Source organism: Pseudomonas nunensis, assembly GCF_024296925.1.
In the GTDB taxonomy this organism is placed as follows: domain Bacteria; phylum Pseudomonadota; class Gammaproteobacteria; order Pseudomonadales; family Pseudomonadaceae; genus Aquipseudomonas; species Aquipseudomonas nunensis.
Genome location: NZ_CP101125.1, coordinates 4,120,791 through 4,144,064 on the forward strand (window position 1 = coordinate 4,120,791; position 23,274 = coordinate 4,144,064).

Sequence of the window (23,274 nt, forward strand, 5' to 3'; positions counted from 1 at the left end):
GTGCCCACCCGGCGGTTTTTGGCACGAATTAAGCAAAAAGCAAGCTTTCGAGTCAGGGTCAATACTGATGAAACGTACTGTTGATCGCCAAAACGGGTTTTCCTGACCTTTAAGTCAGAAAATCATTGACCGAAAAGTCAGACCTGATAAATTCGGCTCAATCGGTTAACAACAATAATGAGTCTGCGAGGCCTTCCGTGATCCAGTTTTTACTAAACCAGGAACTCCGTAGCGAGCACGCCCTGGACCCGAACCTGACCGTGCTCAATTACTTGCGCGACCATGTGGGCAAACCCGGCACCAAAGAAGGCTGCGCCAGCGGTGACTGTGGCGCGTGCACCGTGGTGGTTGGCGAGTTGCAAACGGATGACGACGGCCGCGAACACATTCGCTATCGCAGCCTCAACTCGTGCCTGACGTTCGTTTCGTCGCTGCACGGCAAACAACTGATCAGCGTCGAAGACCTCAAGCACAAAGGCGAACTGCACAGCGTGCAGAAAGCCATGGTCGAGTGCCACGGTTCGCAGTGCGGCTTCTGCACCCCGGGCTTCGTGATGTCGCTGTTCGCGTTGCAGAAGAACAGCGACGAACCGGATTCCCATAAAGCCCACGAAGCGCTGGCCGGCAACCTCTGCCGTTGCACCGGCTATCGGCCGATCCTGCAAGCGGCCGAACAGTCCTGCTGCGGCAAGCAACCGGACCAGTTTGACGCGCGCGAGGCCGATACCATCGCCCGCCTGAAAGCCATCGCACCTACCGACATCGGCGAACTCAACAGTGGCGACAAACGCTGCCTGGTGCCGCTGACCGTCGCCGACCTGGCCGACCTCTACGACGCTTATCCACAGGCCCGGTTGCTGGCCGGCGGCACCGATCTGGCGCTGGAAGTCACGCAGTTCCACCGCACCTTGCCGGTGATGATCTACGTCGGCAACGTCGCCGAGATGAAGCGCATCGAAACCTTTGACGACCGCATCGAAATCGGCGCGGCCACCGCACTGTCCGACTGCTACGAAGCGCTGAACGCCGAGTACCCGGATTTCGGCGAACTGCTGCACCGTTTCGCGTCGCTGCAAATCCGCAATCAGGGCACCCTGGGCGGCAACATCGGCAACGCTTCGCCGATTGGTGACTCACCACCGCTGCTGATCGCGCTCGGCGCGCAGGTTGTGTTGTGCAAGGGTGAAACCCGACGCACGCTGAACCTCGACGATTACTTCATCGATTACAAAGTGACGGCGCGTCAGGAAAGCGAATTCATCGAAAAGATCATCGTGCCGCGTGCCAGCGCTGAACAACTGTTCCGTGCGTACAAGGTTTCCAAGCGTCTGGACGATGACATTTCTGCGGTCTGCGCCGCGTTCAATCTGCGCGTGGAGAACGGTGTCATCACCGACGCCCGCATCGCTTTCGGCGGCATGGCCGCAATCCCGAAACGCGCTGCCCATTGCGAAACCGTGCTGATCGGCGCGCCGTTCAATAGCACGTTGGTCGAACGCGCCTGCGCCGCCCTGGCCGATGATTTCACGCCGCTCTCGGACTTCCGCGCCAGCAAGGAATATCGCCTGCTCAGCGCGCAAAACCTGCTGCGCAAATACTTCATCGAACTGCAAACGCCGCACATCGAGACTCGGGTGACCGCTTATGTCTAATCATCACGCTGTAGAGAAGACCCAAGCCGAACTGGCTGAACTGTTCGCCAAGGACCTGACCACCGGTGTCGGCCGCAGCGTCAAGCACGACAGCGCCGCCAAGCACGTGTCCGGCGAAGCGCAGTACATTGACGACCGGTTGGAGTTCCCGAATCAACTGCACGTTTACGCACGCCTGTCGGACCGCGCCCACGCGAAGATCATCAGCATCGACACCAAGCCGTGCTATGCCTTCGAAGGTGTGCGCATCGCCATCACCCACGAAGACGTGCCGGGCCTGAAAGACATCGGCCCGCTGCTGCCGGGCGATCCGCTGCTGGCCATCGATGATGTGCAATTCGTCGGGCAACCGGTGCTCGCCGTCGCCGCGAAAGATCTGGAAACTGCACGCAAAGCCGCCATGGCCGCGATCATCGAATATGAAGATCTGGAGCCGGTGCTGGACGTGGTCGAAGCCTTGCGCAAACGCCACTTCGTGCTCGACAGCCACACCCACCAGCGCGGCGATTCCGCCGGTGCTTTGGCGACTGCCGAACACCGCATTCAAGGCACGCTGCACATCGGCGGCCAGGAACACTTCTACCTCGAAACCCAGATCTCTTCGGTGATGCCGACTGAAGACGGCGGGATGATCGTCTACTGCTCCACGCAAAACCCGACCGAAGTGCAGAAGTTGGTCGCTGAAGTGCTCGACGTGTCGATGAATAAAATCGTCGTCGACATGCGCCGCATGGGCGGTGGTTTCGGTGGCAAGGAAACCCAGGCCGCGAGCCCTGCCTGTCTCTGCGCAGTGGTTGCGCACCTCACCGGTCAGCCGACCAAGATGCGCCTGCCACGGGTCGAAGACATGCTGATGACCGGCAAGCGTCACCCGTTTTACGTCGAATATGACGTGGGCTTCGACAGCACCGGTCGCCTGCACGGTATCGCGTTGGAACTGGCCGGCAACTGCGGCTGCTCGCCGGACTTGTCGGCGTCGATTGTCGACCGTGCGATGTTCCACGCCGACAACTCGTACTACCTGGGCGACGCGACCATCAACGGTCACCGCTGCAAAACCAACACCGCGTCGAACACCGCTTACCGTGGTTTCGGTGGCCCGCAAGGCATGGTCGCGATCGAAGAAGTGATGGACGCGATTGCCCGGCATCTGGCCCTCGATCCGCTGGCCGTGCGCAAGGCCAACTACTACGGCAAGACCGAGCGCAACGTCACCCATTACTACCAGACCGTCGAGCACAACATGCTCGAGGAAATGACCGCCGAACTGGAAGAAAGCAGCCAGTACGCCGAGCGCCGCGAAGCGATCCGTCGCTACAACGCCAACAGCCCGATCCTGAAAAAAGGCCTGGCGCTGACCCCGGTGAAATTCGGTATTTCGTTCACCGCGAGTTTCCTCAATCAGGCCGGTGCGCTGGTGCACGTCTACACCGACGGCAGCATCCATTTGAACCACGGCGGCACCGAGATGGGCCAGGGCCTGAACACCAAAGTTGCGCAGGTGGTGGCCGAAGTGTTCCAGGTGGAAATGGACCGCGTGCAGATCACCGCGACCAACACCGACAAGGTGCCAAACACCTCGCCGACCGCCGCGTCCAGTGGCGCCGACCTGAACGGTAAAGCCGCGCAGAACGCTGCGGAAATCATCAAGCAACGCCTGGTGGAATTCGCTGCGCGCCACTACAAGGTCAGCGAAGAAGACGTGGAATTCCACAACGGCCACGTGCGGGTTCGCGATCACATCCTGACCTTTGAAGCGTTGATCCAGCAGGCGTATTTCAATCAGGTTTCGTTGTCGAGCACCGGGTTCTACAAGACCCCGAAAATCTTCTACGACCGCAGCCAGGCACGGGGGCGTCCGTTCTACTACTACGCCTTCGGCGCGGCGTGCTGCGAAGTGATCGTCGACACCCTTACCGGCGAATACAAAATGCTGCGTACCGACATCCTCCACGACGTCGGCGCCTCGCTGAACCCGGCCATCGACATCGGCCAGGTCGAGGGCGGTTTCATCCAGGGCATGGGGTGGCTGACCATGGAAGAGCTGGTGTGGAACAACAAAGGCAAACTGATGACCAACGGCCCGGCGAGCTACAAGATCCCGGCCGTGGCGGACATGCCGCTGGACCTGCGGGTGAAGCTGGTGGAAAACCGCAAGAACCCGGAAGACACGGTGTTCCATTCCAAGGCTGTGGGCGAGCCGCCGTTCATGCTCGGCATCGCTTCGTGGTGTGCGATCAAGGACGCCGTGGCGAGTCTCGGGGACTACAAGCATCAACCGAAAATCGATGCGCCGGCGACCCCGGAGCGGGTGTTGTGGGGTTGTGAGCAGATGCGCCAGTTGAAGGTGGCGAAGGCTGTTGAGGCTGAGCCGGAGTTGGCTTCGCTTTAAGGACCGAGGCGTGGCCATTCGCGAGCAAGCCCGCTCCCACAGGGAAATGCATTCCAAATGTGGGAGCGGGCTTGCCCGCGAAGAGGCCCGAACAGACAACACAGATGTCGAGGTGAAACATGTACAACTGGATCGACGCCCTCGCCGACCTGCAATCCCAGGGTGAACCCTGCGTGTTGGTGACCATCATCGAAGAGCTCGGCTCGACGCCGCGCAATGCCGGTTCGAAAATGGTCATCAGCGCCCACCAGACCTTCGACACCATCGGTGGCGGGCATCTGGAATACAAGGCCATGCAGATCGGCCGCGAGATGCTCGCCAGCGGCAAGCAGGACACCCATCTGGAGCGCTTCAGCCTCGGCGCCAGCCTCGGTCAGTGCTGCGGCGGCGTGACCGTGTTGCTGTTCGAACCGATGGGCCAGGTCCAGGCGCAAATCGCCGTGTTCGGTGCCGGCCATGTCGGCCGCGCGCTGGTACCACTGCTCGCCAGCCTGCCCTGCCGGGTGCGCTGGATCGATTCCCGGGAAGCGGAATTCCCGGAACAGATCCCCCACGGCGTGCGGAAAATCGTCGCAGAAGAACCGGTGGATGAAATCGATAATCTGCCCGCCGGCAGCTACTGCATCGTCATGACCCACAACCACCAGCTCGACCTCGAACTCACCGCCGCGATCCTCAAGCGCAACGATTTCACCTACTTCGGCCTGATCGGTTCGAAGACCAAACGGGTGAAGTTCGAACATCGCCTGCGTGATCGCGGTTTCGACAGCGACGTGCTGCAACGCATGCGCTGCCCGATGGGCATCGGCGAAGTCAAAGGCAAGTTGCCTGTGGAAATCGCCGTCTCCATCGCCGGCGAAATCATCGCCACCTATAACGCGAATTTCGGCCAGCAGACCGCCAGCGCCGGATCATCGATTGCCAAACTGCTGCCTGCTTCACGCCGCAGCCAAGCCTCTAATTGATAAGCCTAGAAACCGGGAACCCACATGCCTTTCACTCGCAAAGCCTACCGCGCCGCCATCCTGCACAGCATCGCCGACCCTGCCGAAGTGGGAATCGAAGCGTCCTATGAGTATTTCGAGGACGGCCTGCTGGTAGTCGAGAACGGCCAGATCAGCGCCATCGGTCACGCCACCGAACTGTTGTCGACGCTGCCGGCAGACATCGAGATCACGCATTACCAGGACGCGCTGATCACCCCAGGCTTGATCGACACCCACATCCACTTGCCACAAACCGGGATGGTCGGGGCTTATGGCGAGCAACTGCTGGACTGGCTCAACACCTACACGTTCCCGTGCGAAAGCCAGTTCGCCGACAAGGCCCACGCCGATGAAGTGGCGGACATTTTCATCAAGGAACTGCTGCGCAACGGCACCACCACCGCGCTGGTGTTCGGCAGTGTGCATCCGCAATCGGTGAACTCGTTCTTCGAAGCCGCCCAGCAGCTGGACCTGCGGATGATCGCCGGCAAGGTGATGATGGACCGCAACGCGCCGGACTACCTGACTGACACCGCTGAATCCAGCTACGTGGAAAGCAAGGCGCTGATCGAGCGCTGGCACGGCAAGGGCCGCTTGCACTACGCGGTCACCCCGCGTTTCGCCCCGACCAGCACCCCGGAACAACTGACCCTCGCCGGCCAGTTGCTCGGCGAATACCCTGACTTGTACATGCAGACCCACATCAGCGAAAACCTGAAAGAAGTCGAGTGGGTCAAGGAACTGTTCCCGGAGCGCAAGGGCTACCTCGACGTCTACGATCACTACCAGTTGCTGGGCGAGCGCTCGGTGTTCGCCCACGGCGTGCACCTGTGCGACGACGAGTGCGCGCGACTGGCGGAAACCGGCTCGGCGATTGCCTTCTGCCCGACCTCGAACTTCTTCCTTGGCAGCGGCTTGTTCAACTTGCCGATGGCCGAGAAGCACAAACTGAATGTCGGTCTGGGCACGGACGTGGGTGGCGGCACCAGTTTCTCGCTGCTGCAAACGTTGAACGAAGCGTACAAGGTCATGCAGCTGCAAGGCGCGCGGCTGAGCCCGTTCAAATCGCTGTACCTGGCAACCCTCGGTGGCGCGCGGGCGCTACGTCTTGAAGACAAGATCGGTACGCTGCATCCGGGCACCGATGCGGACTTCCTGGTGCTGGATTACAACGCCACGCCGCTGCTGAGCTATCGCTTGAAGCAGGCGAATAACATTGCCGAGACGTTGTTTGTGTTGATGACGCTGGGGGATGACCGGACGGTGTTGCAGACGTATGCGGCGGGGACATTGGTGCATCAGCGCTGAGGTTTCTTCGGGCATAAAAAATCCCCCGCGGCGGTATAGCCCCGGGGGATTTTTATTGCCTGTTGGCAAGATCAAAAGATCGCAGCCTCGTTTCACTCGACAGCTCCTACAGGATTACGAATTCCAATGTAGGAGCTGTCGAGTGAAACGAGGCTGCGATCTTTTCAGCTGCACTCGACAATCAGAGTTTGGCGGTCGAACGCCCAGGCTTTTTGGTCTGCAACAAATGCGAGAACACCGCATGCAAATCATCCGACGCGCTTTCTTCGTCGAGGTTGAGTTTGCTGTCGATGTGATCCATGTGATGCATCATCAGGTCCACCGCCAGCTCACCGTTGCGCGCTTCGATCGCGTCGATCAACTGGGTGTGTTCATCATAAGAACAGTGCGAGCGGTTGCCGCTTTCGTATTGGGCGATGATCAACGAAGTCTGGGACACCAGACTGCGCTGGAAGCTGATCAGCGGCGCGTTCTTCGCTGCTTCGGCGAGTTTCAGGTGAAACTCACCCGACAGACGGATGCCGGCACCGCGATCGCCACGGGAAAAGCTGTCGCGTTCGTCGTTGACCATTTGGCGCAACTCGGCAATCTGCTCGGCAGTAGCGTGCTGCACCGCCAGTTCAGTGATCGCGCGCTCCACCAGACGGCGTGCCAGGAACACCTGGCGAGCCTCTTCGACGCTCGGGCTGGCGACGACTGCGCCACGGTTCGGCCGCAGCAATACCACGCCTTCATGCGCCAGGCGCGACAGTGCGCGGCGAATGATGGTGCGGCTGACCCCGAAAATTTCCCCCAGCGCTTCTTCGCTCAACTTGGTGCCGGGCGCCAGGCGCTGTTCGAGGATGGCCTCGAAGATATGCGCGTAGACAATATCGTCCTGGGTACCGCTGCGGCCGGCTTTGCCTGCTCGCGGTTGTTTCTTTAGGGGCTGCAACTGTTCGTTCATGGGCACTCGAGTCGGGAGAACTGCGGCGAATAGACCGTGACTGTAATACGGCACAGTGGGTCGCTGGCAAGTATCGCGTAAAAAACACCGCGATTGTACACAATGGATGGTGGCAACACGACTGTATGGCTGATTGCGGCCACGGCTGTATTGCAACGGTCCGTTACATTTGAGTTTAGGCTTGAACCCGGAATCCGCCGCTGAAATGCAATATCCCCCTGTGGGAGCGGGCTTGCTCGCGAAGACGGCGTGTCAGTCGACATTGATGTTGGATGTGCCGACGCCTTCGCGAGCAAGCCCGCTCCCACAGGGGTTCAGTGTTGTTACAGCATCTTCACCAGAACAAGGAACACCGCTGTCATGAACGACGCCACGCAAACGCAATTGCGCCCCTTGGCCGACACGTCGCCTTCGGCCATCGTCGCCGGTTTCATCGCCATGATGACCGGCTACACCAGTTCTCTGGTCCTGATGTTCCAGGCCGGGCAAGCGGCGGGCCTGACCAGCGGGCAGATTTCCTCGTGGATCTGGGCGATCTCGATCGGCATGGCGATCTGCTCTATCGGCTTGTCGTTGCGTTATCGCACGCCGATCACCATTGCCTGGTCCACACCCGGCGCGGCGTTGTTGATCACCAGCCTGGGCGGTGTGAGCTACGGCGAAGCCATCGGCGCGTACATCACCTGCGCGGTGCTGGTGACGATTTGTGGCCTGACCGGCAGCTTCGAACGGCTGGTGAAGAAGATTCCGGCGTCGCTGGCGGCGGCGCTGCTGGCGGGGATTCTGTTCAAGATCGGCAGCGAGATTTTCGTCGCAGCCCAGCATCGCACGGCGCTGGTGTTGGCCATGTTTTTCACCTACCTGGTGGTCAAGCGCCTGTCGCCGCGCTATGCGGTGCTCGCCGCGCTGTTGATCGGCACGGCGCTGTCGGGGTTCATGGGGCTGCTGGATTTCAGCGGTTTCCATCTGGAACTGGCGACACCGGTCTGGACCACGCCGCACTTTTCCCTGGCCGCGACCATCAGCATCGGCATCCCGTTGTTCGTGGTGGCGATGACCTCGCAGAACATGCCCGGTATCGCCGTGTTGCGCGCCGATGGCTACAACGTGCCGGCCTCGCCACTGATCACCACCACCGGCATCGCTTCGTTGCTGCTGGCACCGTTCGGCTCTCACGGCATCAACCTTGCGGCAATCAGCGCCGCCATCTGCACCGGGCCGCATGCCCATGAAGATCGCAACAAGCGCTACACCGCGGCGGTCTGGTGCGGGATTTTCTACGGGATTGCCGGAGTGTTCGGCGCGACGCTGGCAGCGTTGTTTGCCGCGTTGCCGAAAGAGTTGGTGCTGTCGATTGCGGCGCTGGCGCTGTTCGGTTCGATCATCAACGGCCTGAGCATTGCCATGAGCGAAGTGAAGGAACGGGAAGCGGCGTTGGTGACCTTTATGGTCACGGCGTCGGGGCTGACGCTGTTTTCCATCGGGTCGGCGTTCTGGGGGATTGTCGCGGGGGTGTTGACGTTGTTGATTTTGAATTGGCGCAAGGCCTGAAAAGCAAAAGATCGCAGCCTCGTTGCACTCGACAGCTCCTACAGGATAAACGCATTCCAATGCAGGAGCTGTCGAGTGAAACGAGGCTGCGATCTTTCGAACTTAAAAAAACGGCGACCTTAAGGTCGCCGTTTTTTATGACATCAAGCTACCGGATTGATCGGCTTTTCCGGGTACCAGACGTCGATCAGCGGGCTGACGGTTGCTTCGGTCAGTTCGCTGCGGCCTTTGAGCCAGGCTTCAACAGCTGCACGCTGCTCTTCGGACACCGAGCCGCGTTTCTGCAGGCAAACCAGACCGAAGTCGTCGCCGCCAACATAACCCAGACCGTTGGCTTCCATGGCTTCTTTCAGGAACGCGTCGAGGAAAGCATCAATGGCTTCATCAGCCAAATCTTCTTTGAAATCCAGGTTCAGTTCGAAACCCAGCTCTTGAAATTCATCGACGCACAGTTTTTTGCGCAGACGCTGGGAACGGTTAGTCGCCATTGGAACAATCCTCATAAGTAATAACGGGCGGCACTTTAGCAGTTTAAGGCGCCAATTGCCCGTTTCACGGCGGGCACCTGCCTACCGTCGGTAAAAAAATAGCGAATTAGAGGGCCGGGGCTTGGCACACGCCGCGTCACCTTGGGGCATAATGCCGACACTTTCATGACCACTGAGGGATTTTATCTTCATGCCCTCGCCTTTTTTCCCCTCGCCCGTAGGGTTTTACTTCATATGATCAAATCTTTGCGTCCACTGTTACTCGCCAGTCTTCTTCTGCCCCTGGCCCTCCCGGTTTCCGCTGCTCAGATCAATACCTCGCTGACGCCCAACGTTGAAAAAGCCCTCAAGGCCAGCAAGTTGCAGGACAGCGCCCTGTCCCTGGTGATGCTCCCGCTCGACGGCCCCGGCACCCCGACCATTTTCAACGCAGACGTCTCAGTCAACCCGGCCTCGACCATGAAACTGGTCACCACGTATGCAGCCCTGGAAATGCTCGGCCCGAATCATCAGTGGAAAACCGAGTTCTACACCGACGGCACCCTCAGCGGCGGCATCCTCAATGGCAACCTCTACCTCAAGGGTGGCGGCGATCCGAAGCTGAACATGGAAAAACTCTGGCTGCTGATGCGCGACCTGCGGGCCAACGGCGTGACGCAAGTCACCGGCAACCTGGTGCTCGATCGCAGCTTCTTCGTGCAGCCGCAACTGCCGGAATTCAATGACGACGGCAATGACGAGAACAAACCGTTCCTGGTCAAACCCGACTCGCTGATGGTCAACCTCAAGGCTTTGCGCTTCGTGGCGCGCAACGACAACGGCAAGGTGCTGGTGTCGGTGGAGCCGCCGATTGCGACGATCAACATCGACAATCAGGTCAAGGCGATCAATTCCAAGCAATGCACCGGTGGCGTGCGCTACAACCCGGTGACCCAGGCCGATGGCAGCGTGACCGTGACGGTCGGCGGCCAATTGGGCGACGGTTGCAGCTCGCAGACCTACCTGTCGCTGCTCGACCACGCGACCTACACCGCCGGCGCCGTGCGGGCGATCTGGAAAGAACTGGGTGGCAGCATCCAGGGCAAGGATGTGCTGGGAGCGACGCCAAAAGACGCCAAGGTGCTGGCGCGAGCGTTCTCGCCGGACCTGGCGGAAATCATTCGCGACATCAACAAATACAGTAACAACACCATGGCTCAGCAGTTGTTCCTGAGCCTGGGCCAGAAGTTTCGCAATGATGCCGATGGCGATGATGCCAAGGCTGCCCAACGCATCGTGCGTCAGTGGCTGGCCCAGAAAGGCATCACCGCGCCGCACCTGGTGATGGAGAACGGTTCCGGCCTGTCCCGCGCCGAACGGGTGAGCGCGCGTGAAATGGCCGGCATGCTGCAAGCCGCATGGCACAGCCCGTACGCCGCCGAGTTCATCAGCTCGCTGCCGATCGCCGGCACCGACGGCACCATGCGCAAACGCCTGAAGACCACCGCCATGCGCGGCGAAGCGCACATCAAGACCGGCACCCTGAACACCGTGCGCGCGATCTCCGGCTTCAGCCGCGACGTCAATGGCAACACCTGGGCGGTGGTGGCGATCCTCAACGACAAGGCACCGTTTGGCGCTTCTTCTGTGTTGGATCAGGTGCTGCTGGACCTGTATCGCCAGCCTAAGGTGGCGGCAACGGCTTCGGTGTTGTAACCCTTTAAGATCAAGAGATCGCAGCCTCGTTTCACTCGACAGCTCCTACACAGCTCCTGCAGGGGGATGCAAAACCCTTGTAGGAGCTGTCGAGTGAAACGAGGCTGCGATCTTTTCAGTGAAGCTGCACCTCAACCCGATCCCTGCCCGCCTGTTTCGCCGCATACACCCCCGAATCCGCCCGCAGTAACAGCGCATCCGCGCCTTCGCCGACTTGCCAACTGGCGATCCCGAAACTCGCGGTCACCGTGCCGACGCCTTCGATCGGCGAGCTGCGCAGCGCTTGCCACAGCTGCAAGGCCAGGACATGCGCGTGTTCGCCGTTGATGTCCGGGCACAGCACCATGAACTCCTCGCCGCCCAGTCGACAGAACACGTCGGTGCGGCGCAGGCGATGGCCGATGCGCTCGCACACCGCTTGCAACACCCGGTCGCCCACCGCGTGGCCATGCTGGTCGTTGATGCGCTTGAAGTGGTCAATGTCGAGCATGATCACCGACAACTCGCCGCCGCCGCGTTCGACCCGGGCCATTTCAGTGGTCAGGCGTTCCTGGAAATAGCGGCGGTTATGAATGCCGGTCAGGGAGTCGGTCACCGATAGCGCCCGCAACTCCTCTTCAACCCGCTTCAGGTCGGAGATGTCCGAGATGTAGCCGTGCCAGAGCACACCGCCACCGGGCAATTCCTCGGGTGTCGCCTCGCCACGCACCCAACGCAGGCCACCCACCGGCAGTTGCACGCGGTATTCCTCGCGCCACGGGCTGAGGGTGTCCGCCGAGGCGCGGATCGAGGCGCGGACCCGGGTCGAATCCTGTGGATGAATCCGCGTGAAGATCGCTTCGGCGTTGAGCAACAGCACTTCCGGCTCAAGTTCATAGATGTCGCGGATGCCGTCACTGGCGTAGATCACACTGAAGCGCCCGTCGAACTCCATCTTGAACTGGTAGATGCCGCCCGGCACATGGGCGCTGAGTTTCTTCAGCAGCAAGTCCCGCGCCGCCAGGGCTTCGTGGACACGCTTGCGCTCGGTGATGTCGATGCAGATCGCCAGGTGACCGACCCACAGCCCCTGCTCATCCAGCACCGGGGTAGCCAGCATATTCACCGCCAGGTGACTGCCATCCTGGCGCACCAGGGTCCACTCGCGGGCTTCGTGACCTCCCTCCTCGCCGCCCTCGACCAGCATCGCCTGACAGGTCGGGATCAGCTTGCCGTAACGCGCGCTCAGCTCCGCCGAACGGGCAACCAGTTCCCGAGGGAAATGCAGGTTTTCCAGGGTCATGCGCCCGACCACGTCGGCGGCGCTATAACCGAGCATCTGTTCAGCGCCGGCGTTGAAGGTGCTGATGACCCCGCGCAGGTCGGTGGCGATAATCGCCACTTGGGTCGCGGCGTTCAGCACCCCGCGCAACTGCCCGTGGGTGCCGCGCAATTCCTGCTCGCGGGCGCGCAACTCCTCGGTACGCTGCTCGACCATTTTCAACGCCCGTTGCCGCTGACTGACCAACACGTAGAGCAAGGCGCTGAGCAACAGGCTAAGCAGGCCACCGAGCACCACCAGGCTGCTCACCGAAGAATGGTTGGCCGCCAGAAAGGCCTCGCTGGGCTGAATGTCCACTTGATAGTCATGGTCGGCCAGGCGCAGCAGACGACTCGCGGTCAGCTCACTGGCGGCCGGCGGATTGGTTGATTCAAACAGCACTTCATGTTGATCGCTGGTGGACAGGTCGAGAATGCGCACCGACAGATAATCGCGTCCGGCCTCCGGCAGTCCGTCGGCCAGCAACTGACGCATGCTGATCACCGCCATGACGTAGCCGAAGGGCTTGTCCGTCGCCGCTTCTGTACTTTGCCGACGATTGACCGGTGCAACCAGCAGCACGCCTCGAGCGTAAGTCGGCTCGACATGCACCAAATGCATCGGTTGCGACACCGCCATGCTGCCCCGATCCGCCCTTTCCAGGGTGGCGCGGCGCAACGGCTGGGCCAGCAGGTCGTAGCCCAGCGGCGAACCAAGACGACTTTGCGTCTGGCTATAAAGCACCACCACATACTCATCACGCTCGGCCGCGAGTTGCAGCTCGCCGGCGGGATTGAGTTCACAAATGGAAAAGTCGCTCAACCCTTCGTCGCGAACCTCACGCTCAAACGCCGGGCGCTCTTCACGCGTCACGCGCTTGGCGAACGAATACGCTTGGGTACGGTGCAATAAAGGTTCGGTGTAACCGTCGAACTCGGTGCGGGACACCGAATCGGAATTGGCAAAGAACCGGCGCAGGCCGTCGAGGCGCTGCTCCTGATCTTCGAAACGTTCTTCGATACGGCTGTAACGCTCACTGGCCAGCAGTTGGAAGCGTTGCCGCAATTGATGGTGAAACAGATTCAGCGTCGCCCAGGCCAGCAATCCCGTGAGAATCCCGCCAGCGAGCAATACCAGCATCGCGACCAGCCAGGCCGAGACGTCTTCGCTGATAAAACCCAGGATCTTGGGGCGCACGGCGTGCAACGACATAAAACGCAACTCAAAACGCCAGGTGCCGGAAAAGCCCATTGGCCATGGGTTGAGTTATAGCTATTAGCCACTAATTTGGCCAGCCCTGAAAGAATCCAAGAGCCTTTAAAAATCAAGGCTCTGTGGATCCAATCAAACCAAGTGTCAGCGGGCCGTGATTTTCCAGGCACTATGGATCTTGCCGTTGCGGGCAAAGTCCGGATCAATGGTCTTGTCGGTGATTTCCTCGACCGCGTAACGGGTGGTGAGGTTCTCCTCCAGCACGAACTTGCGGAAGTTGTTGGAGAAGTACAACACGCCGCCCGGCGCCAGACGCGCCATGGCCAGGTCAATCAACTGCACCTGGTCACGCTGCACGTCGAAGATCCCTTCCATACGCTTGGAGTTGGAGAAGGTCGGAGGATCGATGAAGATCAGGTCGTACTCGTCACGGCAGGCATCCAGCCAAGCCATCACATCGCCCTGCTCCAGACGGTTCTTGTCGGAGAAACCGTTCAGCGACAGGTTGCGACGCGCCCAGTCCAGGTAGGTTTTCGACAAGTCGACGCTGGTGGTGCTGCGCGCGCCACCCTTGGCTGCGTGGACACTGGCGGTCGCGGTGTAGCAATACAGATTGAGGAAGCGTTTGCCCTCGGCCTCTTTCTGGATGCGCATGCGCATTGGCCGGTGATCGAGGAACAGCCCGGTGTCGAGGTAGTCGGTGAGGTTGACCAGCAGCTTCACGCCGCCTTCATTGACCTCGACGAACTTGCCTTGCGCAGCCTGGCGTTCGTACTGCTTGGTGCCGCTCTGACGTTCGCGACGCTTGACCACCACGCGGCTCTTGTCGATGTTCAACGCCTGCGGAATGGCCGCCAGGGCATCGAACATCCGCGCCGAGGCTTTTTCTGGGTCGATGGACTTCGGCGCAGCGTATTCCTGAACGTGGACCCAATCCTGATACAGATCGATGGCCATCGAGTATTCCGGCATGTCGGCGTCATACACGCGATAGCAGTCGATGCCTTCACGCTTGACCCACTTGCCCAGGGCCTTGAGGTTCTTTTGCAGGCGGTTGGCGAACATCTGCCCGCCTTCGCTCAAGCGCGGTTGCTCGATCACCACCGGGGCCGGTTTGATCGGGTTGCCGTTCTTGTTGTACTTCTCGTACTTGCCTGGCGCGACGTCGTTGTCGGTGACTTCGACTTCAGCCTGCTCACGCTCGACCTGACGCTGTTCCGGGGTGCGACGCTCGCCGGTGACGAACTGGTCCGGGGTAACCTTGATCAGCAGCAGCTTGCACGGCAACGCGCCGTTCCAGAACGAATACTGTTTGTGGCTGCGGATGCCCATGCGCTTGCCCAGGTCCGGCGCACCGGTGAACACTGCGGCTTCCCAGTTCAGGCAAGCCTGACGCAGGCGCTCGCCGAGGTTCTGGTAGAGATAGAGCAAGCTCGCCTCGTCACCCAGACGCTCGCCGTACGGCGGGTTGCAGATGACCAGGCCTTTCTGGTTCTGGTCTGGACGCGGCTCAAATGTGCCGACTTCGCCCTGGTAGATCTTGATCCACTCGCTGAGGCCTGCACGCTCGACGTTATTGCGGCCCGGTTGAATCAGGCGCGGGTCAGCCTCGTAACCGCGAATCCACAGCGGTGGCTTGGCCAAACCAGCAGCGCAACGCTCGGTGGCTTCTTCGTGGAGCTTTTTCCACAGGGCCGGGACGTGGCCCAGCCAAGCGGTGAAACCCCACTGTTCGCGACGCAGGTTCGGTGCCATATCGGCGGCGATCATTGCCGCTTCGACGAGGAACGTACCCACACCGCACATCGGGTCAGCCAGCGCGCCGCCTTCGGCCGCAATGCGAGGCCAGCCGGAACGGATCAGGATCGCCGCCGCGAGGTTTTCCTTCAGCGGTGCCGCGCCCTGCTGCAAGCGATAGCCGCGCTGGTGCAGGCTGTGGCCGGACAGGTCGAGGGAGAGGATCGCTTCGCCACGGTCCAGGCGCAGGTGAATGCGCAAATCCGGGTTGAGCTTGTCGATCGACGGACGGTCGCCTTGCGGGGTACGCAGTTTGTCGACGATGGCGTCTTTTACTTTCAAGGCGCCGAAGTGAGTGTTGTCGATGCCCGAGCCGTGGCCGCTGAACTCAACGGCAAGGGTGCCGTCGTTGAGCATGTGGTCTTGCCACTCGATGTCGAGCACGCCGTGGTACAGGTCTTCGGCGTCCTTCATCGGGAAACGCTTGAGCACCAGCAGCACCCGGTTCGCCAGACGCGACCACAGGCACAGGCGATAAGCGGTTTCCATGGTGGCCATGCCGCGCACGGCAGAAGTGTGTTCACGCGCTTCTTCAAGGCCAAGCCCGACGGCTTCCTCGATGAGCAGGCCTTCAAGGCCTTTAGGGCAAGTGAGGAAGATTTCGAATTGATCGGACATTGGAATTTCAGAGCCTTTGGCTAAGTGAACCGACAACGCATTGCCGGTCCGGTTTTCAATCAGGCGCTTTTCTAAAAGAGCGCCCGCGTGGCACGAAGGTGTGCCGTCCCACCCTGACTGCTCGGTTAAAAGAGCTTAGATGCCAGGGCAGATAAAATAGTTGAAGCAACAAAATGTCATAAAGCGACCCTTCGTCGAATAGTACCCCAGCGCAAACGTGGGTCATTCTCACTAAAGGATTAACCTCGTCATACAGCGCGGAGCTGATCATACCGGGGTTTGGCCAATCAACACGGGTCAAACATCGTGTTACTTATGGCCATAGCATCTTTCTGGTTACGTCCTTATGACAAAACGATCATTCCATCAATGTGACGCATTGGTTAGAACTCAACACAGGTTGACGTCGCAACGGCGTCAACACCTTGGCTCGTGACGCCGGCAGCGAGCCGCCAACGGCAGAATTTTTCTGCCAGACCTCGATTGAGGTCAACGCGATAAATACAGTCAACAAGTGAGGGCAACACCCTATGAGAAGACTTAAGCGTGATCCGTTGGAAAGAGCATTTTTACGCGGATATCAATATGGCGTTGGTGGCAAATCCCGTGAGCTTTGCCCATTTACTCTACCGTCGGTACGCCAAGCCTGGATTAACGGCTGGCGCGAAGGACGCGGCGACAACTGGGACGGTATGACCGGCACTGCGGGAATCCATAGACTCAACGAACTTCACGCCGTTGGCTAACAAAGGGCCTGACACTGCAACACAATCATCTGAATACGTAACACATTAACCACGCACGTCCCATCCGGACGGCGGGCTCCGGCCCAGGGGCACCTTCGAGGTGCCCTTTTTTATGTCTGCTCTCCGGCCACCACTCCTGTAGCAGCTGCCGAGCCCCGCGAGGCTGCGTTCGGCGGCGAAGCCGTCGTAAGATCAGATACGCCGTCTCACAGTTACACAGTGGATGCAGGTTTTACGACGGCTTCGCCGCCGAACGCAGCCTCGCAGGCTCGGCAGCTGCTACATCAGCGCAAGGCCGCTATAGCGTCGACCGATTCACGAATCAGCGCCGGGCCTTTATAGATGAAGCCCGAGTAGAGCTGCACCAGACTCGCACCCGCAGCGATTTTCTCAGCCGCGTGCTTGCCTTCAGTGATGCCACCCACCGCGATGATAGGCAACCGGCCGGCCAATTCTGCCGCCAGGACCTTCACGGTGTTGGTGCTCTTGTCGCGAACCGGCGCGCCGGACAGACCGCCCGCCTCGTCACCATGTTCCAGGCCTTCGACGCCGACACGGCTCAGGGTGGTGTTGGTGGCGATCACCGCGTCCATCCCGGTTTCGATCAGCGCTTGTGCGACCTGTGCAGTTTCTTCGTCGGTCATGTCCGGGGCGATCTTGATCGCCAACGGTACGTGCTTGCCGTGACGCAATGCGAGTTCAGCCCGGCGCTGGGCCAGATCGGCGAGCAACTGCTTGAGCGAATCACCGAACTGCAGGCTGCGCAGGCCCGGGGTGTTCGGCGAGCTGACGTTGACCGTCACGTAGCTGGCGTGGGCGTAGACCTTGTCCAGGCAGATCAGGTAATCATCCACCGCCCGTTCAACCGGGGTGTCGAAGTTCTTGCCGATGTTGATGCCGAGCACGCCCTTGTACTTGGCGGCTGCGACGCGAGCCAGAAGGTGATCGACGCCAAGGTTGTTGAACCCCATGCGATTGATGATCGCCTCGGCTTCCGGCAAGCGGAAAATCCGTGGTTTCGGGTTACCTGGTTGCGGACGCGGGGTGATGGTGCCGATTTCGACGAAGCCAAAACCCAACTGGGCAAAACCGTCGATGGCCGCGCCGTTCTTGTCCAGACCAGCCGCCAAACCTACAGGGTTCGGAAACTCCAGGCCCATGACCTTCACCGGCACTTTCGCCGGCGCCTTGCACAGCAAGCCGTTGAGGCCCAAACGCCCGCCCGCGCCGATCAGGTCCAGGGACAGATCGTGGGAGGTTTCCGGGGAAAGTTTGAACAACAGCTGACGGGCCAGGGTGTACATGGGCGGGTTTGACTCCGATGGCGGCGAAATGAGGCGGCGATTATAGCCGGGCATCGGGGTCGCAAGCGAGGCGCACACACAAATCAGCGTTCGATGGCATATGCCTTGCACCAGCATAGGCATCAGCACTCATGCCAACGACGGGATGAGTCGACGGACAATGGCGTCGTCATCCGGTTCTGCTCGCGCGGGGATCTGGGACGACGCTTTTTTTTGCAAGGTGTTAACGATGAATGAAACCACAGCCGGCCCGCTGGCCTGGGTCAACGGCAGCGATGCCCCGGAAAAGTCCGCGATCAATATCGGCTTCATGGCCCTGAGCGACTGCGCCTCGGTGGTGGTCGCCGCCACCCAGGGCTTCGCCCAACCCTATGGCCTGACCATGAACCTCAAGCGCCAGTCGTCTTGGGCCAACCTGCGGGACAAACTGGTCAGCGGCGAACTCGACGCCGCCCACAGCCTCTACGGGCTGATTTACGCGGTACACCTGGGCATCGGCGGCGTCGCGCCCACGGACATGGCGGTGTTGATGGGTCTGAACCAGAACGGGCAGAGCATCAACCTGTCCCACGGCTTGCAAGCGCAGGGGGTGATCAGTCCTGAAGCACTGCACCTTCGCGTGCACCAAACTCGCCCAAAACTGACCTTCGCCCAGACCTTTCCCACCGGCACCCACGCCATGTGGCTGTATTACTGGCTGGCGAGCCAGGGCATTCATCCGTTGCAGGATGTCAACAGCGTGGTGGTGCCGCCGCCGCAAATGGTCGCGCACTTGCAGGCCGGGCGTATCGACGGTTTTTGCGTCGGTGAGCCATGGTGCGCCAGCGCGGTCGATCAGAATCTCGGTTTCACCTTGGCGACGACCCAAAGCATCTGGCCCGATCACCCGGAAAAAGTCCTCGGCTGCACCCGCGCCTTTGTCGAGCAATACCCCAACACCGCCCGGGCGTTGGTGATGGCGATCATCGAAGCCAGCCGTTTTATCGAAGACAGCCAGGAAAACCGTCGCAGCACCGCGCAGTTGTTGAGTGCGCCCGAATATCTCGACGCACCTGTGGAGAGCATCGAACCGCGCCTGCTGGGCGATTACGCCGATGGACTGGGCAATCGCTGGCAAGACCCGCACGCCTTGCGTTTCCATGGCGGCGGCGAGGTCAATCTTCCGTATCTGTCCGATGGCATGTGGTTCATGACCCAATTCCGCCGCTGGGGTTTGCTGCGCGAGGACCCGGATTACCTCGGCGTGGCGCGCAAGGTCCAGCAACTAGACTTGTACCGTGAGGCCGCAACAGCGGTGGGCGTTGCCGCCTGGGGTCAGGAAATGCGCAGCAGCCAGTTGATCGACGGCAAAGTCTGGGATGGTTCGGACCCGGCCGGTTACGCCCGGGGCTTCAAGCTCCACGCCATGAGCGACAGCTCGCCCCTTCTCGCCAGCCGCTGACAGGAGACCGCCCACATGTTGCGAATCCTGCTGATCAACGACACAGCGAAGAAAGTCGGGCGCCTCAAAGCCGCCCTGACCGAGGCCGGGTTCGAGGTAATCGACGAATCCGGCCTGACCATCGACCTGCCCGCACGCGTCGAAACGGTGCGTCCGGACGTGATTCTGATCGATACCGAGTCACCCAGCCGCGATGTGATGGAGCAAGTGGTGCTGGTGACCCGCGACCAACCACGGCCAATCGTGATGTTTACCGATGAGCACGACCCCGGCGTCATGCGCCAGGCGATCAAGTCCGGGGTCAGTGCCTACATCGTCGAAGGCATTCACGCACAGCGTTTACAGCCAATTCTCGACGTGGCCATGGCGCGCTTTGAAAGCGACCAGGCCCTGCGTGCGCAACTGCATGCGCGAGATCAGCAACTGGCCGAGCGCAAGCGCATCGAGCTGGCCAAAGGGCTGTTGATGAAGATGAAGGACTGCAACGAAGAAGAGGCCTACACCCTGATGCGCCGCCAAGCCATGAGCCGCCAGCAGAAGCTGATCCAGGTGGCAGAGCAGATTATTGCCATGGGTGAGTTGTTGGGCTGACGTCCTGCGGAGTCTGTGAGGCCGCCTTCGCGAGCAAGCCCGCTCCCACAGGGGAATGCATTTCAAGTGTGGGAGCGGGCTTGCTCGCGAATGGCCTCGACTCGGACTCCCTGGTTGGCACAAATCTCGCTACGTAATCCACACAGGTAACCAACGGCGGTTGCCCCACCTACGACAAAGACGTCGCTCACCTCATTCGCCCCATGGCGGATCAGGTGGCGGCGTTTTTTTGTTTTGGCCCCTGAGACCGGGGCCGGTGGTGCGGCCGTTGCGGCGCCCCACTTGCAAGCTCATGACTCCTTCTCGAGACGCTTAACAGCTGAGGTGCGCGATGAATTCAAGCTTCTGGAAATCCGGCCATGCCCCGACCCTGTTCGCGGCCTTCCTCTATTTCGACCTGAGCTTCATGGTCTGGTACCTGCTCGGCCCTCTAGCGGTGCAAATCGCCGCCGACCTGCACCTGACCACGCAACAGCGCGGGATGGTGGTGGCCACGCCGATTCTGGCTGGCGCGGTATTGCGCTTTGCGATGGGCCTGCTGGCCGATCGCCTGTCGCCAAAAACCGCCGGGCTGATTGGCCAGGTGATCGTCATCTGCGCACTGTTCGGCGCCTGGAAACTCGGGATCCACAGCTACGAACAGGCGCTGGTGCTGGGGCTGTTCCTCGGCATGGCCGGCGCGTCCTTCGCCGTCGCCCTGCCGCTGGCGTCGCAATGGTATCCGCCAGAGCATCAAGGCAAGGCCATGGGCATCGCCGGTGCCGGTAACTCGGGCACTGTCCTCGCAGCGCTGATCGCCCCGGTATTGGCCGCATCGTTTGGCTGGAGCAATGTGTTCGGCTTCGCCCTGATCCCGCTGATCCTGACCATCATCGTCTTCGCCTGGCTGGCCAAAAACGCCCCGGAACGGCCGAAAGCCAAGTCCATGGCCGACTACCTCAAGGCCTTGGGTGACCGCGACAGCTGGTGGTTCATGTTTTTCTACAGCGTGACCTTCGGTGGTTTCATCGGCCTCGCTAGCGCCCTGCCCGGCTACTTCAACGACCAATATGGCTTGAGCCCGGTCACCGCCGGTTACTACACCGCCGCCTGCGTGTTCGGTGGCAGCCTGATGCGTCCGTTGGGCGGCGCCCTGGCGGATCGTTTTGGTGGCATTCGCACGTTGCTCGGAATGTACACAGTGGCAGCGATCTGCATCGCGGCGGTGGGTTTCAACTTGCCGAGTTCCTACGCGGCGCTGGCTCTTTTCGTCTGCACCATGCTCGGTCTGGGTGCGGGCAACGGCGCGGTGTTCCAACTGGTGCCGCAGCGTTTTCGTCGGGAGATCGGCGTGATGACCGGGCTGATCGGCATGGCCGGCGGCATCGGTGGCTTCGCCCTTGCGGCGGGCATGGGCGCGATCAAGCAAAGCACCGGCAGCTATCAAATGGCCCTGTGGTTGTTCGCCAGCCTGGGCGTGCTCGCCTGGTTCGGCTTGCATGGCGTGAAACGTCGCTGGAGAACGACTTGGGGTTCGGCCGCGATGACGGCTGCTCGGGTCTGAGGCGTCATCAATGAGCCTGCAACTGAGTTTCGCCGAAGCCAGTGCCATTGGCCCGCGCGAGGAAAATCAGGACGCCTTGCGCCTGGTGACCCCGGCCCCGGCGCTGGCGGCGAGCAAGGGTTACCTGTTCGCCATCGCCGACGGCGTCAGCCAATGCGCCGATGGTGGCCTCGCCGCCCGTTCGACCTTGCAGGCACTGGCGCTGGATTACTACGCAACCCCGGAAACCTGGGGCGTGGCCCAGGCGCTGGATCGCTTGCTGTCGGCGCAAAATCGCTGGTTGCAGGCGAATGGCGGTGGCCAGCCACTGCTGACCACGGTCAGTGCTCTGGTCATTCGCGGCAGGCGTTTTACCCTGGCGCATGTCGGCGATTGCCGAGTGTATCGCTGGCACGCCGACCAGTTGCAGCGGGTCAGCGAGGATCACGTCTGGGATCAGCCGGGCATGCAACATGTGCTGAAACGCGCGTTGGGGCTCGATCAGCATCTGGTGCTGGATTTCCTCGATGGCGAACTGCTGCTCGATGAGAGCTTCGTTTTGCTCAGCGACGGGGTTTGGGCGGTGTTGGGCGATACCGCAATTGCCGGAATCTTGCGCGATCAGCCTGATCTGCAAAGCGCCGCGCAGACCCTGGTCAACGCCGCGCATCTGGCCGGTAGCCAGGACAACGCCAGCGCCCTGTTGGTGCGAGTCGACGCCTTGGGTGAAACCAGCATCGGCGATGCACTGATCCATTTGCAGCAATGGCCGCTGCCGCCCGCACTGAAACCGGGGCAGTTCTTCGAAGGCTGGCAGGTCGAGGGGGTTCTTGCCCAGAGTCAGCAATCGCTGCTTTACCGAGTACGAGATGCGCAGCAACAACCCTGGCTGCTGAAAACCTTGCCCGGGCATCTGCACGACGATCATCTTGCCGGGCAGGCCTTGTTGTCGGAGGAATGGTTTCTCAAACGCGTGGCCGGCCGGCACTTTCCTGAAGTGCATGCCGCCAGCCAGCGTCAGCATTTGTACTACGTGATGCGTGAATATTCCGGATCGACCCTGGCGCAATTGCAGGACCGAACCGGGCCGCTGCCCTTGGCGCAGTGGCAAGAACTCGCCGAGCGCCTGCTGCGGGCGGTGGGCATGCTGCATCGGCGGCAGATCCTGCACCGCGACATCAAACCGGAGAACCTGCTGCTGGGGGACGACGGCGAGCTGCGGCTGCTGGACTTCGGTCTTGCCTACTGCCCGGGCCTGTCCGAGGACCAACCAAGCGCCCTGCCCGGCACACCCAGCTATATCGCGCCAGAAGCCTTTCGCGGCGAAGCACCGACGCCGCAGCAGGATTTGTATGCGGTCGGCGTGACCCTGTTTTTCCTGCTGACCGGGCAGTATCCCTACGGCGAAATCGAAGCCTTTCAGCGGCCACGGTTTGGCGTGCCGGTCAGCGCCAGCCGCTATCGTCCCGACTTGCCGGAATGGCTGGCGCAAAGCCTGGAGCGCGCGGTCGCGGTTGATCCGCTGCAGCGCTTCGAAACGGCTGAAGAATGGTTGTTGCTGCTGGAGCAAGGCGAGCGCCGGAGTTTGAGTGTGAGACCCAGGCCACTGCTGGATCGCGAGCCACTGAAGGTGTGGCGGACGCTGGCCCTGGGCTCGCTGGTGGTGAATCTGCTGCTGTTGTTTCTGCTGTTTCATAACTGATTGTTGGCACAGCCGACGCCGTT

General features: G+C 60.8%; 16 protein-coding genes. 11 read left to right on the plus strand and 5 right to left on the minus strand.

Features of this window, described 5'->3' with window-relative positions:
- The first annotated feature begins 197 nt into the window (after positions 1-197).
- The 4 genes from xdhA to guaD all read left to right on the plus strand — a co-directional run bounded on the left by xdhA (position 198) and on the right by guaD (position 6,338).
- Positions 198-1,652, plus strand: a complete 1,455-nt coding sequence (xdhA, locus tag NK667_RS17880; RefSeq protein WP_054615644.1) for a xanthine dehydrogenase small subunit — start codon at positions 198-200, stop codon at positions 1,650-1,652.
- Positions 1,645-4,044: a xanthine dehydrogenase molybdopterin binding subunit gene (xdhB, locus tag NK667_RS17885; protein WP_054615645.1), complete on the plus strand. Its 2,400-nt coding sequence runs from the start codon at positions 1,645-1,647 to the stop codon at positions 4,042-4,044. The genes xdhA and xdhB overlap by 8 nt, the downstream gene beginning before the upstream one ends.
- 119 nt (positions 4,045-4,163) lie before the next feature.
- Positions 4,164-5,009 (plus strand): xanthine dehydrogenase accessory protein XdhC, encoded by an 846-nt coding sequence (gene xdhC / locus NK667_RS17890; RefSeq protein ID WP_054615646.1) that lies wholly within the window; start codon positions 4,164-4,166, stop codon positions 5,007-5,009.
- Positions 5,010-5,033: 24 nt separating this feature from the next.
- Complete coding sequence (guaD, locus tag NK667_RS17895; protein ID WP_054054030.1) at positions 5,034-6,338, plus strand: guanine deaminase; 1,305 nt, start codon at positions 5,034-5,036, stop codon at positions 6,336-6,338.
- A 181-nt stretch (positions 6,339-6,519) separates the two neighbouring features.
- On the opposite strand, the gene NK667_RS17900 is transcribed toward guaD, so the two are convergent.
- Complete coding sequence (locus NK667_RS17900; protein ID WP_054054029.1) at positions 6,520-7,284, minus strand: GntR family transcriptional regulator; 765 nt, start codon at positions 7,282-7,284, stop codon at positions 6,520-6,522.
- Between the two features lie 360 nt (positions 7,285-7,644).
- On the opposite strand from NK667_RS17900, the gene NK667_RS17905 reads away from it, so the two are divergent.
- Entirely contained in the window at positions 7,645-8,835 is a 1,191-nt protein-coding gene (locus tag NK667_RS17905) for a benzoate/H(+) symporter BenE family transporter (RefSeq protein WP_054054028.1), read from the plus strand.
- 143 nt (positions 8,836-8,978) lie between these two features.
- On the opposite strand, the gene NK667_RS17910 is transcribed toward NK667_RS17905, so the two are convergent.
- Entirely contained in the window at positions 8,979-9,323 is a 345-nt protein-coding gene (locus tag NK667_RS17910; protein ID WP_007896965.1) for a YggL family protein, read from the minus strand.
- A 234-nt stretch (positions 9,324-9,557) separates the two neighbouring features.
- Between NK667_RS17910 and dacB the strand changes: the two genes are divergently transcribed.
- Entirely contained in the window at positions 9,558-11,018 is a 1,461-nt protein-coding gene (gene dacB / locus NK667_RS17915) for a D-alanyl-D-alanine carboxypeptidase/D-alanyl-D-alanine endopeptidase (protein ID WP_054054027.1), read from the plus strand.
- Positions 11,019-11,133: 115 nt separating this feature from the next.
- On the opposite strand, the gene NK667_RS17920 is transcribed toward dacB, so the two are convergent.
- Complete coding sequence (locus NK667_RS17920) at positions 11,134-13,530, minus strand: sensor domain-containing diguanylate cyclase (RefSeq protein WP_054616293.1); 2,397 nt, start codon at positions 13,528-13,530, stop codon at positions 11,134-11,136.
- A 144-nt stretch (positions 13,531-13,674) separates the two neighbouring features.
- Positions 13,675-15,945 carry a bifunctional 23S rRNA (guanine(2069)-N(7))-methyltransferase RlmK/23S rRNA (guanine(2445)-N(2))-methyltransferase RlmL gene (rlmKL, locus tag NK667_RS17925; RefSeq protein ID WP_054615647.1) on the minus strand — a complete coding sequence of 757 codons (2,271 nt, stop codon included), beginning with the start codon at positions 15,943-15,945 and terminating at the stop codon, positions 13,675-13,677.
- 530 nt (positions 15,946-16,475) lie between these two features.
- Here rlmKL and rmf point away from each other — a divergent pair.
- A complete protein-coding gene (gene rmf / locus NK667_RS17930; RefSeq protein ID WP_003223300.1) occupies positions 16,476-16,691 on the plus strand; it encodes a ribosome modulation factor in 216 nt (71 codons plus the stop codon).
- Between the two features lie 284 nt (positions 16,692-16,975).
- Here the strand turns inward: rmf and NK667_RS17935 are convergent, their stop codons facing one another.
- Positions 16,976-17,995, minus strand: coding sequence for a quinone-dependent dihydroorotate dehydrogenase (locus NK667_RS17935; RefSeq protein ID WP_054054022.1), 1,020 nt, complete (start codon positions 17,993-17,995; stop codon positions 16,976-16,978).
- 229 nt (positions 17,996-18,224) lie between these two features.
- Between NK667_RS17935 and NK667_RS17940 the strand changes: the two genes are divergently transcribed.
- The 4 genes from NK667_RS17940 (at position 18,225) to NK667_RS17955 (ending at position 23,251) form a co-directional block, all read left to right on the plus strand.
- The gene (locus NK667_RS17940) at positions 18,225-19,436 is read left to right on the plus strand and encodes a CmpA/NrtA family ABC transporter substrate-binding protein (RefSeq protein WP_054615648.1); all 1,212 of its coding nucleotides are present in this window, start codon (positions 18,225-18,227) and stop codon (positions 19,434-19,436) included.
- A gap of 15 nt (positions 19,437-19,451) precedes the next feature.
- Positions 19,452-20,027 (plus strand): ANTAR domain-containing response regulator, encoded by a 576-nt coding sequence (locus NK667_RS17945; RefSeq protein WP_054054018.1) that lies wholly within the window; start codon positions 19,452-19,454, stop codon positions 20,025-20,027.
- A gap of 331 nt (positions 20,028-20,358) precedes the next feature.
- Positions 20,359-21,570, plus strand: a complete 1,212-nt coding sequence (locus NK667_RS17950) for a nitrate/nitrite transporter (protein ID WP_054054016.1) — start codon at positions 20,359-20,361, stop codon at positions 21,568-21,570.
- A 10-nt stretch (positions 21,571-21,580) separates the two neighbouring features.
- Complete coding sequence (locus tag NK667_RS17955) at positions 21,581-23,251, plus strand: bifunctional protein-serine/threonine kinase/phosphatase (RefSeq protein ID WP_054054014.1); 1,671 nt, start codon at positions 21,581-21,583, stop codon at positions 23,249-23,251.
- Positions 23,252-23,274: the final 23 nt, after the last annotated feature.